Annotated in this window: 11 protein-coding genes; 4 read left to right on the top strand and 7 right to left on the bottom strand. The window is 40.1% G+C overall.

Translation table 11 applies throughout. The annotated features are described in order from the left end of the window. The first annotated feature begins 45 nt into the window (after positions 1-45). Positions 46-537: a 2-amino-4-hydroxy-6-hydroxymethyldihydropteridine diphosphokinase gene (gene folK / locus H7U17_RS11980; protein WP_186756960.1), complete on the top strand. Its 492-nt coding sequence runs from the start codon at positions 46-48 to the stop codon at positions 535-537. Between the two features lie 163 nt (positions 538-700). Continuing rightward, positions 701-2,092, top strand: a complete 1,392-nt coding sequence (locus tag H7U17_RS11975) for an MATE family efflux transporter (RefSeq protein WP_186756959.1) — start codon at positions 701-703, stop codon at positions 2,090-2,092. A gap of 23 nt (positions 2,093-2,115) precedes the next feature. Here H7U17_RS11975 and H7U17_RS11970 read toward each other — a convergent pair whose 3' ends face one another. The 7 genes from H7U17_RS11970 to H7U17_RS11940 all read right to left on the bottom strand — a co-directional run bounded on the left by H7U17_RS11970 (position 2,116) and on the right by H7U17_RS11940 (position 10,491). After that, the gene (locus tag H7U17_RS11970; protein ID WP_186756958.1) at positions 2,116-2,568 is read right to left on the bottom strand and encodes a hypothetical protein; all 453 of its coding nucleotides are present in this window, start codon (positions 2,566-2,568) and stop codon (positions 2,116-2,118) included. Positions 2,569-2,582: 14 nt separating this feature from the next. Then, positions 2,583-4,154 carry a hypothetical protein gene (locus H7U17_RS11965; protein ID WP_186756957.1) on the bottom strand — a complete coding sequence of 524 codons (1,572 nt, stop codon included), beginning with the start codon at positions 4,152-4,154 and terminating at the stop codon, positions 2,583-2,585. A gap of 156 nt (positions 4,155-4,310) precedes the next feature. Next, the gene (locus H7U17_RS11960; RefSeq protein ID WP_186756956.1) at positions 4,311-4,646 is read right to left on the bottom strand and encodes a HopJ type III effector protein; all 336 of its coding nucleotides are present in this window, start codon (positions 4,644-4,646) and stop codon (positions 4,311-4,313) included. Positions 4,647-4,718: 72 nt separating this feature from the next. Further along, positions 4,719-6,020 (bottom strand): adenosylmethionine--8-amino-7-oxononanoate transaminase, encoded by a 1,302-nt coding sequence (gene bioA / locus H7U17_RS11955; RefSeq protein WP_186756955.1) that lies wholly within the window; start codon positions 6,018-6,020, stop codon positions 4,719-4,721. 183 nt (positions 6,021-6,203) lie between these two features. Next, entirely contained in the window at positions 6,204-7,079 is an 876-nt protein-coding gene (gene fabD / locus H7U17_RS11950; protein WP_186756954.1) for an ACP S-malonyltransferase, read from the bottom strand. Between the two features lie 194 nt (positions 7,080-7,273). After that, a complete protein-coding gene (locus H7U17_RS11945) occupies positions 7,274-7,708 on the bottom strand; it encodes a thiol-disulfide oxidoreductase DCC family protein (RefSeq protein WP_186756953.1) in 435 nt (144 codons plus the stop codon). Then, on the bottom strand, positions 7,705-10,491 hold the full coding sequence (locus H7U17_RS11940) for a T9SS type B sorting domain-containing protein (protein WP_186756952.1): 2,787 nt from the start codon (positions 10,489-10,491) through the stop codon (positions 7,705-7,707). Before H7U17_RS11940 ends, H7U17_RS11945 begins: the two co-directional genes overlap by 4 nt. A gap of 368 nt (positions 10,492-10,859) precedes the next feature. On the opposite strand from H7U17_RS11940, the gene H7U17_RS11935 reads away from it, so the two are divergent. Together H7U17_RS11935 and H7U17_RS11930 are read left to right on the top strand one after the other, a co-directional pair. Continuing rightward, entirely contained in the window at positions 10,860-11,546 is a 687-nt protein-coding gene (locus H7U17_RS11935) for a succinate dehydrogenase cytochrome b subunit (protein ID WP_186756951.1), read from the top strand. Positions 11,547-11,558: 12 nt separating this feature from the next. Further along, positions 11,559-13,493: a fumarate reductase/succinate dehydrogenase flavoprotein subunit gene (locus H7U17_RS11930; RefSeq protein WP_186756950.1), complete on the top strand. Its 1,935-nt coding sequence runs from the start codon at positions 11,559-11,561 to the stop codon at positions 13,491-13,493. The last annotated feature ends 27 nt before the right edge of the window (positions 13,494-13,520 follow it).

Below are 13,520 nucleotides of genomic sequence, written 5' to 3'. Positions count from 1 at the left end.
TTTTTCTTATTTCTGTTAGTTTTGAACTTTGAAATTAACCCACTTATGGAGAAAGTAGTTTTATTGATTGGCGGGAATTTAGGTGATAGGCAAGCGCTATTGAAGGAAGCTGTTTTAGAGTTGGGCAAACAGTTTGAGATCCTTAAGCTTTCTGGAATTTATGAAACTGCGGCTTGGGGAGGTAAGTCTTCAGGGAATTATCTCAATATGGCTGTTTTGCTTTCAACAGATAAAAGTCCAATGGAGGTTTTAAATATCGGACTGGAAATAGAAAACGCTCTGGGAAGGAAACGTGAAGTAAAGTGGGGGGATAGGACAATGGATATTGATATTATTTATTTTGGGGAGCAGGTGATGCAGACAGAAAGATTAAAGGTGCCTCATCCTATGATGTCCAACCGGAGGTTTGTCTTAGTACCACTTTCGGAGATTTTACCTCATTTTATACATCCACAATTAAAAATGTCAAGTCAGGATTTATTGGAGAAGTGCTCTGATAAATCTGAGGTCAAGCGCTTCGCTTCGTCTCTCTTTTAATCAAAAATTAGAAATATATTGCTTCTGTTCATTTGATTTGCCAAATTTGAAGTCTTATGAAGTCATAATTTTTCAATACCGGAAATATCAACCTCGCAAGAGGTTCATTTCTCTGTCCTGTTTTTGGGATGGATTTTTTTACTATTGATATATCAGAAATAACATGACTTTAAAGCATATCATAGAACATATTAAAAAAGCGCTTAGCGGCACTGAAGAAGATTATACCGTAGGTAGTATCAGAAAGGCTATATTTTACCTTTCCATTCCTATGATTTTGGAGATGTTGATGGAGTCACTCTTTGCAGTGGTAGATATTTTTTTTGTTGGGAAGCTTGGTGTACAGGCAGTAGCTACTGTAGGACTTACAGAGTCTGTTTTAACTATCGTATATTCTGTGGCCATTGGTTTGAGTATGGCTGCGACAGCTGTGGTGGCTCGGAGGATAGGAGAGAAAGATCGTCGTGCAGCTTCGGAAGCGGCTTTTCAGGCTATCGTCATCTGTACTACCTTAGCTCTTTTAATAGGCGGAATAGGGTTTTATTTTGCCAAAGAATTGCTTCAGTTGATGGGAGGGGAGGAGGCCTTGGTAGAAAGTGGCTATGGTTATACCAAAGTTATATTTGCTGGTAATATCAGTGTAATGCTTCTTTTTCTAATTAATGGGGTATTTCGTGGAGCGGGAAATGCAGTGATAGCTATGCGTACACTTTGGTTGGCAAATGGCATCAATATACTACTAGATCCACTTTTGATTTTTGGTATCGGTTTTTTCCCTGAACTGGGTTTGGAAGGCGCTGCTTGGGCCACAACCATAGGCCGTTCGATTGGGGTATTATACCAATTTTCAGTTTTACTCAGAGGGAAGGCTGTTATTAGCTTTCACTGGGAAGTCATGCGCTTCAAGTGGCGCATGGTGCAAAATATTCTGAAAATTGCCCTTGGGGGGATGGGACAGTTTTTGATAGAATCAGCCAGTTGGATCATTTTGATGCGGATAGTTTCTATCAGTGGGAGTGTTGCTTTAGCAGGATTTACCATTGCCATAAGACTGATTATTTTTGCCTTACTGCCTGCAATGGGCTTTTCGAATGCAGCAGCCACCTTGGTTGGCCAAAATTTGGGAGCAGGACACCCTTATAGGGCTGAAGAATCTGCTTGGAAGGCTGCCCACTATACAGCAGTGTTTTTAGGGATCTGTGGTTTGGTTTTTTTCTTCGGTGGAGATTGGGTTATCAGTTGGTTCAATGAAAACCCTGAAGTGGTGAATATAGGAGGGACTGGCTTGGGTATTATTTGCTTGGGCTATGTTTTTTTCGCCTATGGTATGGTAATGAGCCAATCATTGAATGGTGCAGGGGATACCCGAACTCCCACACTGATTAATATATCGGTGCTTTGGCTTTTTCAATTACCATTGGCTTATGCTTTATCCCACTTTTTTGAATTGGGCGCAAATGGCGTGTTTATAGCCATTGCAGTTGGCCACTCTTTACATGCTGTAGTAAGCAGCTGGATCTTTAATAAGGGGAAATGGAAATTGGTAAAGGTCTAATGATAAATACCATTTTGATATTATTATGATTTTCTTTTTAAAGAACTACTCCTTAAAAACCAAGCTATGATGATTCCTTCAGCAAGAGACCCTAAAAGAAGAATGGACAGTTCAAGTAGATTTAAAAGAATGGGTTCCATCAATAATGTATGGTATATAAACCATTCCTGAAATACCCAGTACAACAGCCAAATAGTAAATCCCCAGAAAAGTCCTTTTTTTATCCATGTTTTTCCTGGAATGGAAGGCATGAAAACCCAGAAAAGCCAAGCATGGGCAATGCTCAAAATTACCATTCCGATTATGGAAACCATGAGGTTTCGCTCCGGGGTGATTTGAAGGAAAAGTTCACTTTGAATTTGTGGGTTGTACAAAATAGAGTGGACGGGTTGACTCATAAAAAGCCCTCCCATGATCCCCTCGCCGATAAATCCACCCAATAGGCCAGCAGCTATTATTCTTAAAGTTAGTTTCATTCTTCCTTTACATTTTATTTATTCCCATGATAAAGATACAATGCACCATATGACCAGTTGGGTCCAGTTAGCCCAGGGTAGTTATAGCGGTCCATCATTAATGCAATATAGGGAAAAGGATAACCTTCAGGCAACTGGACAATATTTGGCCATACTCTTGTGCCGGAATTACTGTCCCAAGGTGGGAGGTCCATTTTTAAAGTACCAACTTCTTTGAGGTCTGGATAGCTGTAAATAAAAATTTCCCTTTCTGAGCTGCCAGAGAAACAATAACGCCTGTCGTCGATTTTTTGAATAGAAGTACCAGTAGAATTAGGAGCTACTGGTCCAGATATTTTAGTATATCCCTTGTTCCAATGGTCAGACTCCAAAACGATGGCTTTATAACCTTTGCCTTGGTTTTCACAGGTCAACATCCGCCACTTGTTAACTTCCTCATCAAATAGAATATGAGGATCTTCAATATCACCTACCATTCCAAATGGAACAGCATCCATTACTGAAAAACCAAAGCGGGGATCCCTTTTGCTTTCAATGGCCAGTAATTGCTTTTTCTCTTTGTCAGGAAAGGCATAAGCGCTGAAACCAGTGGTTAGCCCTCGCCATATCTGCTCATTTCTGTCATAAAATAAATGGGAAGCAATCTCATTTCTAAGTAGGCCATCTTTACGGTCAAATAGGATAACACCTTCCAGTTTGATGTCGAAGACAGTTGGATCCATGCTGAATACTCCTTGGATATGATGTGGAAGGGCCCGTCCTCGAATGGACATGGAATACCAAAGACGTCCTTGGTCGAGCATTGGATCCCCATTTTCATAGGTGATGGCCCTGATATCAGCCAATCCAACACCTGTGGTCAATGCCATTTCCACTTTATTGATTTGAACCTGACCGTTCATCAGGTGAATATAAAGTTGAGATTGTAGGGAGTTGATATGTTCTTTTTTTCGTAAGTCAAGATACTTGTTGAAGTCACTTTGTCCGATCACCTTGGGTAGGCCTTGGTCTTGTAGATATAAGCTTAAACCACTGCCAAGCATTTGAAGGATGATTTTACCTTTTAATGTTTTTGTTTCCTCTTTATTTACTGCAATGGACTTTTCTACTATTGTTTTATTGTCCAAAACCACTTTAAGTTTTGTATCTGTCAGTAAGCTATCTTTAAAGCCTATTTTGACAATGAATTGCTTTTGGGACGTTGCAGATAAAAATTGAAAACCAATTTCACCATCACCTGAGAGAGAATTTAGATCAATGCTATAGGTGGCGAAGGGATTAAAGCCTCCAAACCAAATTCCAGTCTCCGTGTCTTTTTCTGATTGGATATTTAGTATTCCTTTTGAGGTATTTATAGCTGCGGAAGCCTCTGTATATGACTTTATGGGATACATGGATGAAAACCCAATAACTTCTTTGGGGTTGAGACTGGCCAGAGGAATGGCTTGTTTTTCGTCAAAGATCAATCTCTGTACACCTTGCCTGACAAAATTGATTTTTTCAGGAGACGTTTGGGATGATACTTCCTTAGAGAGGGTACTAATGATAATAGTAAATAAGAATGACTTAAAAATAGTCTTAAGCATGGTTTAATAGGTATTAGGGTTATATGTTAAAGGAAAATAAAAATTCAATTTATAGAAAATAAGCTTAATAAAGACTAGCCTTAGTCTCTTGTTTAAAAGTGGACTGGTCGCAGGATAAGCTACGACCAGTTTTATATTAGCAATAAATGAATGTTATTATTTTGCTTGAAGAGCTTCTCCATCAAATAGAATGCCTTCCCAACCGCTCTTTATAAAGTTGCGAATGTTTTGATGGCCAGTGCCTTCAGGGTCTCCTAAAACTTCCTCTCTATAAAAATCTCCAAAAAGATGAAGTGTCTGCTCAGGGCTTAGCCCCTGTAGTTTGGCGAAACTGAAAATTTTGCATGAACCATTGTTTTGGTTGGGCTCGTTGGTGGTGTCACCATTCGTAAACCTAGTAGGGATGAAGTCGTAATTTGCTTCTATATAGGTGATCACTTCTGGAAAAGTAATGGATTCAGGATTGGTTTTGATTTTTTCTAGTAATGTCATATTTATTGTTTTTTCAAAAATAATTGAAATGTTGGTGCGATAAAGTCTGATTTTTTATTAGTAGCTTTTCTTTTATTTGGTAATAAGTTCTTTGGAATATTCCTCAATTGCTAAGACCATTCCAGAACAAAGTTTGGATAATTCTTCTTCAGAGATACTAAAAGGGGGCATGGTATAGATCAATTTTCCAAAAGGCCTTAACCATATACCCCTTTCCAATAATTTTTCCTGGATTTTGGGCATATCCACGGCTTCTTTCATTTCCACTACACCGATAGCTCCCAATACCCGTACATCGCTTACTTCATTTAAGTTAGCCAGCGGAGATAAACTTTGCCTTAAACATTTTTCGATATCTTGGATTTCTTGTTTCCAATTTTTTGATAATAAGAGATCAAGACTGGCAATGGCCGTTGCACAGGCCAAAGGGTTGCCCATAAATGTTGGGCCGTGCATAAATACCCCTGGATTGCCATCGGAGATGGTTTGGGCTACAACTGTACTGCAAAGTGTTGCTGCAAAGGACATATAGCCTCCTGTTAAGGCTTTTCCGAGACACATGATATCTGGACTGATCCCTGAATGCTCACAGGCAAAGAGTTTTCCCGTTCTTCCAAATCCAGTGGCGATTTCATCAGCGATTAGCAGGATATTGTATTTTTCACAAAGCTGTTTGACCGCCTTTAAATATTCAGGATGGTAAAATCGCATTCCACCAGCTCCCTGGACAATGGGTTCTAAAATAAAAGCAGCGATTTCCTCGTGCCTCTGAGAAAGCACTTCTTCCATCTCAAGGATTTCTTTTTTAATGAGTGGACCATCAAATTTTGATTGGGGAGCTGGAAGAAAGATTTGAGGGGAAAGCCGGTTATTGAAAATACTGTGCATGCCAGTAACTGGGTCACAAACGGACATATCATGCCAAGTGTCCCCGTGGTAACCATTTTTTACTGTAATAAAACAGTTTTTGTTTCCCTGATCTTTAGAGTGCCAGTATTGCAAAGCCATTTTCATGGCTACTTCCACTGCAACTGAACCCGAATCACTGAAAAAAATATGCTCCAGTCCTGAAGGGACTATTTCCAGTAGTTTTTTAGTTAGCAATGCTGCTGGTTCATGGGTAATTCCTCCAAACATCACATGAGCCATTTTTTCCAACTGCTTTTGGATAGCTTGGTTAAGCTCAGGAACATTATAGCCATGGATCGTAGACCACCAGCTGGACATGCCATCGATTACTTTTTTGCCTTCATCAAGTTCCAGATAAACACCTTTTGCACCTTGGACCACAAGGTTGTCAATAGCTCTATTTGCAGAGGTATAAGGGTGCCAGATGTGCTTATTATCTACAGATAGGATTTCTTGCTGTGTCATATGGCTGCTTGCTCGTTTTTGATTTTGAGACAAATGTAGAATTTTAGGAATTGAATATATAGATCATACAATTCATCTAATAAACAAAGGGGATTGAAAATCCCCCTTATTTTAAGTTCAAGATTTTAAATCTAGAACAGCTTTAAGTCTTTTATCTAATGTCTAAAGTCTTTCGTCTTTAGATTACAGTCCAGAAACTTCAGCTTCTCGGTGGATTTTCTTCACCAAGCCTTGAAGCACTTTTCCAGGGCCACATTCTACAAATTCAGCACCGCCATCGGCTACCATATTTTGTACCGATTGGGTCCATTTTACTGGAGCAGTCAGTTGGGCAATTAGGTTCTTTTTAATGGTCTCCACATCTGTTTCTCCTTTTGTGCTTACGTTTTGGTAAACAGGGCAAATAGGAGAGTTGAAAGAGGTAGCTTCAATGGCCTTTTCTAATTTTTCCCTAGCGGGTTCCATTAATGGAGAGTGAAATGCTCCCCCCACAGGAAGGGGAAGGGCTCTTTTCGCACCAGCTTCTTTGGCCTTTTCACAGGCGATTTCAATGCCTTTATTTGAGCCAGAAATCACCAACTGTCCAGGACAGTTATAGTTTGCAGCTACAACCACTTCATCATTAATGCTGGCACAGATTTCTTCTACCTTTGCATCTTCAAGGCCTAGGATGGCAGCCATGGTGGAAGGGTTGATTTCGCAAGCTTCTTGCATGGCCAAAGCTCTTTCGTAAACTAATTTTAAGCCATCCTCAAAAGAAAGGGCTCCAGTAGCTACCAAGGCAGAAAGTTCACCCAAAGAGTGACCTGCAGCCATTTCAGGCTTAAAATCTGCCGTAGTTTTGGCTAAAATAACAGAGTGAAGAAAAACGGCTGGCTGGGTTACTTTGGTTTGCTTAAGCTCATCAGCGGTACCGTTGAACATGATTTCACTGATCTTGAAACCCAATATTTCATCAGCCTGATCAAAAAGCTTTTTGGCTTCAGTATTGGTTTCATATAATTCTTTACCCATTCCCGGGAACTGTGCCCCTTGACCGGGGAAAACATAAGCTTTCATGCGTTTTTGTTTTTTATGAATCCACTTTTCTATTTGATAAATGTCTCAAAGAGATCACTTTAAGATTTCAAAGTGGCTTTGGTAAATTCAAAATGTTAATTGTGGGCACAAATATATCAAAAAATTAAGCAAAGCAGATAAAGCGATGAAACGGAATTATTGAAAGTTCGGAAAGCCTTTATTGATTTTTTACCTCATCTTATAAAATCATCAGTGGAGAGAAATTTCATTTTTTCACTCTCATTAGGTAATCGACAAGTGTCTCTTTTCCCAAACCATTTGTAGCGATTTTTGGCTATCCAATCATAAACAGGGTCTCTCAAAAATCTTGGTACAATGATGAAACCATAAAAAAGGGGCCAAAGCCCCTTAAGTTTTTTTGCAATTTCTAAGGCAGCCCGGCTCTTGTAATATACCTTGTTCTTTCTTAATAATACTAAAGAGTCAAGGTAGCCTTCATCAATGGATTTTCCTTTTAAGAGCGCTTTGCCAGGTTCATCCTGCAAAGAGGCCAACTTGAAATGATTTTTTGAATCATGCTGAATGATAAAGTCCACAGCCTGATTGCACAGGTTGCAGACTCCATCGAATAGCACGATATCAAAATCTTGATAGCTTAATCTGCTCATTTAATAATTTGAACATTTCCTTTTAATTCTTCAGAATTAATGCTTTCATCATTCGTGTTGAATAATACCGTTCCAGAGTAGAAATAGGTGCCTGCAGGTAACTCATTGCCATTTTTGTCTGTGCCATCCCAACGGATATAAATATCATTTTCATTAGATGTTGCACTATTGTATTCGAATACCAATACTCCCCAACGGTTATATATTTTTATATCCACCGCCTCAACAAATCTTGGGCATCTTACAAAAGGATTATCAAAAGCCTGGAAGGTATCATTGATGCCGTCACCATCAGGAGTGAAAGCATTGGGTAGTTCATAGTTTGGACAATTGTCTACACAGACGATATTGCTCGGCTCACTTTCATTTCCAGAGCGGTCCACAGCAGTTATATAATAACAGCCTTTCAGTTCAGTCAGTCCTGTTATTCTGGTATCCAAATCCAATGCATTCAAGGTACTTACCAATTCGAAAGTGCCTTCATTGCCCGTTTCAGAGAAGTAAATTTTATAGCTCCCCAATTCATCATCACAGTCTCCAGTGAAGTTGGGCTCCCAGCTGAGGTCATGGTAGAAAGCATCAAAATTACAAGCCTTGTCCGCTAGGAATTCTTCACAGTTTGGACCTTCATATGTCAGTACGGGAGGACAGGGAAGTCTGTTGTCATCTGGTCTTGCACAAATGATCTGAGATTTATTTTCCAGAGGATAGGTCAATATGTCTACATTATAGGCACCTTTGGTAATTACATAATAACAATACTCTGTGTCCCTGCTGAGTGGTACTCCATTATGGCTGCCATCATCCAAGAAGGTAAAGCCATTAGCAGTGACATCTACTTCAGCAATCAGTTCAAAAGTGTCCACTTCACTGGCATCTGGATCCGTACGGTTTCGGTAAACTTCATGAGTATATTCGCTGATGCCATTATTCCACGGTACATCAAATTGCCAATTGAGTTCAATGGCTTCATTAATGATGGTAGGTTGCAGCCAAACTGAAGAGGCTTTGCTTGAGGTATCAATCCTGACTCCGCCATCAAGTAATACTACTTCATAATTATAAACCAGTCCCTCAGTATTTAATCCGGTATCAGTATATAGTGTATCACTTGTGGTGATTACTGTAGTATTGTTATTGTCTCCTCTGAAACCCTCAGAACGGATAAGTTGGTATTCATAAGGTCCAGGATATTGAGTTTGATCAATATCATATGGCGGGGTCCACTTGATGAACATTTCTCCATTTGTAGGGTCTGTCTCTTCAACACTGACATTGGTGATAATCGGCACGTCTACATCAATGGTTACACAAAACTCTTCAGAGACAATGCTTTCTCCTCCTCTTGGTTGGGGATAAACGGCCACTAATCTGTAACAGTAGGTATTGCCTGGAGACAATCCGTCATCACCATTGGTATCAGTGAATTCAAAGGTGTTCATGTCCGTAGTGCCAATTAATTCATAACCATCTCTGATACCTGTCTCACAGGAGTCTGGTTCATAAGCATTGCTATTGATACTTCTCCATATTTGCATGGTTTCGGCACTATTTCCACAAGAATATGGATCCCATGAAATTTCAGCTGTCCTACCTGGCATTTGCTCTACATTTTGAATAACAGGAGGAGGGCCGACGACTTTTATATTCCAAGTTTTGATGTCTACCAATGCAGGACCAGACTCAGGATCATCGGTGATTCGAATCCTGACTTGATATTCTCTTGCCCTGACATGTCCGCAGACTGTCTGCCAATCAAAATTGATAATTCCGGGTGAAGATTGGAATGTCGCTACTGGATCATAGGCAGCAGGGGAAGAGGTGATTTCGATTGGATCTCCAAACACCTCAATTTTGATATCATCTCCATCCGGATCAGTACCTTGTATGATTTCTTCAATATTAGTTCCGGCCACCACACATATATCAGGTGGTACCTCTAAAACTGGCCTTTGGTTATCGGAATTCTCAATGATGATTTGCATATCCCGGACCACATAGCCGATTTTTTGATATTCTCCGTTGATTTTTCTCCACTCTTCAATATGGAATGCTACATTGTATTGCCCAGCCACTCCAGGTGCGTCCCAGATTAAATCACCAGTTAAGGGATCCATAGAGATATATGGATTGGGGCTGCCATCTTCTCTGTTGAAGCTGAATTCATCAGAGGCAGGGCTTCTATAGTTGTTTACGGGTCTTTGGAAATCTTGAAGTGGGACAATATCATCAAATCGATAAGCCAAACTGTCTCCATCAGGATCATATGCTCCAGGATTATGGATATAGCGCGTATTGATCTGGCCATTATCCACTGGGGGAATGGTCAGCACAGGTGAGTTGTTGACACCTATAAATGGATCAATGGTGATCATGGTCTCAATATAGAAAGGTGTTTCTACTGAGTTGTCCATGTTAAGCGTAAGGTCGTTACGGTTAAATTCCTGAAACCGGATGGTGTATTGACCAGGGCCTTGATAGGTGTGGGTGATCACAAAGGTGTTTTTTTCAATTTGGTTTCCCAGTGATTCCACCATTTCAAAGTCACTCTCCGTATTGAGGTTTTCTACAACCCGACCATCTCCAAACTCAATTCGTCCTGGGCCAAATATAACCGAGGAGCGGGTGTCTGTATAACCTACCACTGTGATCCTATAGGTGAGGGATTGAACAGAAATTCTCTCCGCAATGATTTCACCTGCCCGGATGTGTGTAGCTAATGTCTCTTGAAGTCCTATAAACAATAGTGACAGGGTGAATAAGAGAAAAGCTTTACATTTCATATATCTCATAAGTTTTACTACTTCACCTAAATCTAACCAGTTTATCTAGGTGGATTACTTAAAAATTTACAGTATTTATACTTAAAAAACTTCTAAGTATAAAATATCGCATTTACCTTAATTAATAAATATATACGAATTAAAGTTAAGGAAGTGTACCATATTACCGAAATCCAACAGAAAAATTAAGCGATATCGGAGCAAAAAGTTTAAAAATAACTGAAAAATAGCTTTTAGAAGTTTATTTAGAACCTTTTAAAATAAGCGCAATACGTAGGGATAGATTGTTTGATAAACTTTCGGCGTGTAAATTTGTTAACCAATTTGAACATTTTAAATAACCATCTTCACTAATAAAGAGAAATTTTATGAGTTGGGTAACCAAAACCTTTAGTAGCACTTTGGGACGAAAGTTGCTAATGGCCCTGACAGGCTTATTCCTGATCCTGTTTTTGATAGGACACGTCTCCGGAAACATGCTTTTATTTAAAGATGACGGTGGACAGGCATTTAATGAATATGCCAAGTTTATGACAACGAACCCGGCAGTGAAAATTCTTTCCTATCTTACTTACATTTCCATTATTGGACATGTGATTGTTTCGATCATTCTTTCTTCAAAAAATAAGAAGGCTAGACCAGTAAATTATGCAGACAGTAAAGCTGCAACGAACAGTACATGGAATTCCAGAAATATGGGTGTTTTAGGTACTATAGTATTTATTTTTATTGTAGTTCACCTTCAAAATTTTTGGGCTCAGATGCATTGGGGAGCTATTCCAATGGTCACTTATGAAAGTGGTGAGTTCAAGGATCTTTATGCAGTTGTAAACCTTGCCTTCTCAAATATTGGATTGGTAGCACTTTATGTAGTGTCCATGATTTTATTAGGCTTCCACTTGTACCATGGTTTTGCCAGTGCATTCCAGACATTGGGACTTAATCACAAAAAGTATACTCCGGCGATCAAGTTTATCGGTAGTGCTTTTTCAATCATTGTTCCGGCCATGTTTGCCTCAATGCCTATTTTCATCTATTTATCAACTTTGAAATAATACAAAGCCAATATGATACTTGATTCTAAAATACCAGCAGGTTCATTAGCTGAAAAGTGGACTAAACATAAATTTAATATGAAGTTGGTCAACCCGGCCAACAAAAGGAAATATGAGGTAATTGTAGTAGGGACTGGTCTGGCAGGTGCTTCGGCAGCAGCTTCTTTGGCTGAGTTGGGCTATAATGTAAAAGCTTTTTGTTTCCAGGATAGCCCTAGGAGAGCGCACTCTATTGCAGCTCAGGGGGGTATCAATGCAGCAAAGAACTATCAGAATGATGGTGACTCTGTCTACAGGTTATTTTATGACACCATCAAAGGTGGGGATTACCGTTCCAGAGAAGCCAATGTACACAGACTAGCAGAAGTTTCTGTAAATATTATTGATCAATGTGTGGCACAAGGTGTCCCTTTTGCCCGTGAATATGGTGGATTACTTGCCAACCGTTCATTTGGTGGTGCCCAGGTATCACGTACTTTCTACGCCAGGGGCCAAACGGGACAGCAGTTGCTTTTGGGTGCTTATTCAGCATTGAGCCGTCAGGTAGCCAATGGTAAGGTGAAACTTTATCCAAGAACTGAGATGATGGATGTAGTAACCATCGATGGCAAAGCCAGAGGTATTGTTACCAGAAACCTGATCACCGGAGCTATTGAATCTCACAGTGCGCATGCGGTATTGCTTTGTACTGGTGGATATGGTAATGTATTCTTCCTTTCTACCAACGCAATGGGATCAAATGTGACTGCTGCTTGGAGAGCGCACAAGAAAGGGGCTTATTTTGCTAACCCTTGCTATACACAAATTCACCCAACTTGTATCCCGGTTTCGGGAGACCATCAGTCCAAATTGACTTTGATGTCAGAGTCATTGAGAAACGATGGTAGGGTATGGGTACCCAAAACGAAAGAATTGGCTGAGAAACTTCGTAAGAAGGAAATTATGCCTAAAGATATTAAGGACGAGGATAGGGATTACTATTTGGAAAGAAGGTATCCTTCTTTCGGTAACTTGGTTCCTCGTGATGTGGCTTCTAGAAATGCCAAGTATGTTTGTGATGAAGGCAGAGGGGTAAACGAAACCGGTGAAGCGGTATTTTTGGATTTCCGTGATGCTATCATCAGGGACGGAGAAGATACTATCAGCGCCAAGTATGGTAACTTGTTTGATATGTATCAGCAGATCACTGGGGAAAACCCTTATCAGACGCCAATGAAGATTTATCCAGCCGTTCACTATACCATGGGTGGACTTTGGGTAGATTACCATTTGATGACTACTGTACCTGGTCTTTATGCCCTAGGAGAAGCCAACTTCTCTGATCACGGTGCCAACAGATTGGGAGCTTCTGCATTGATGCAGGGCCTTGCTGATGGTTATTTTGTGATTCCTTACACTATCGGAGATTATTTGGCTGGTATGCCATATGAGAAAGTGGGAACGGACCATGAGGCTTTCAAACAGTCAGAAAAAGAAATCAAGGATAAAATCCAAAAACTACTTTCCATCAATGGTAAGAAAACAGTAGATGATTTCCATAAGCGATTAGGTAAAATCATGTGGGAATACTGTGGTATGGCCAGAACTGCTGAAGGGCTTCAGAAGGCTATCGGTATGATCCAGGAGCTGAGAAAGGAATTTTGGTCTGATGTCAAAGTATTGGGAACAGGTGATGAGTTGAACCTATCCTTGGAAAAAGCACACAGAGTGGCTGATTTCCTTGAGTTGGGAGAGCTTATGGTAAGGGATGCACTGCACAGAAATGAGTCTTGTGGTGGTCACTTCCGCGAAGAGTATCAAACCGAAGAGGGTGAAGCCCTTCGTGATGATGAGAATTTTGCTTACGTGGGTGCTTGGAAACACATGGGAGACAATGTGGAGGAAGAGCTGAACAAAGAGCCGCTTGTGTTCGAAAACGTGAAGTTGACCCAAAGAAGTTACAAGTAATCATTTGACAACCAAAAATTCATAATT

This window comes from Echinicola salinicaeni, assembly GCF_014280965.1.
In the GTDB taxonomy this organism is placed as follows: domain Bacteria; phylum Bacteroidota; class Bacteroidia; order Cytophagales; family Cyclobacteriaceae; genus Echinicola; species Echinicola salinicaeni.
This window is presented reverse-complemented; position numbering and strand designations above follow the sequence as displayed.

Bases quoted from the DNA above. Each gene is read 5' to 3' on its own strand.
- H7U17_RS11960 (WP_186756956.1), bottom strand. From the start codon at position 4,646: ATGACATTACTAGAAAAAATCAAAACCAATCCTGAATCCATTACTTTT.
- bioA (WP_186756955.1), bottom strand. From the start codon at position 6,020: ATGACACAGCAAGAAATCCTATCTGTAGATAATAAGCACATCTGGCAC.
- H7U17_RS11970 (WP_186756958.1), bottom strand. From the start codon at position 2,568: ATGAAACTAACTTTAAGAATAATAGCTGCTGGCCTATTGGGTGGATTT.
- H7U17_RS11935 (WP_186756951.1), top strand. From the start codon at position 10,860: ATGAGTTGGGTAACCAAAACCTTTAGTAGCACTTTGGGACGAAAGTTG.
- H7U17_RS11975 (WP_186756959.1), top strand. From the start codon at position 701: ATGACTTTAAAGCATATCATAGAACATATTAAAAAAGCGCTTAGCGGC.
- H7U17_RS11930 (WP_186756950.1), top strand. From the start codon at position 11,559: ATGATACTTGATTCTAAAATACCAGCAGGTTCATTAGCTGAAAAGTGG.
- folK (WP_186756960.1), top strand. From the start codon at position 46: ATGGAGAAAGTAGTTTTATTGATTGGCGGGAATTTAGGTGATAGGCAA.
- H7U17_RS11965 (WP_186756957.1), bottom strand. From the start codon at position 4,154: ATGCTTAAGACTATTTTTAAGTCATTCTTATTTACTATTATCATTAGT.
- fabD (WP_186756954.1), bottom strand. From the start codon at position 7,079: ATGAAAGCTTATGTTTTCCCCGGTCAAGGGGCACAGTTCCCGGGAATG.
- H7U17_RS11940 (WP_186756952.1), bottom strand. From the start codon at position 10,491: ATGAAATGTAAAGCTTTTCTCTTATTCACCCTGTCACTATTGTTTATA.
- H7U17_RS11945 (WP_186756953.1), bottom strand. From the start codon at position 7,708: ATGAGCAGATTAAGCTATCAAGATTTTGATATCGTGCTATTCGATGGA.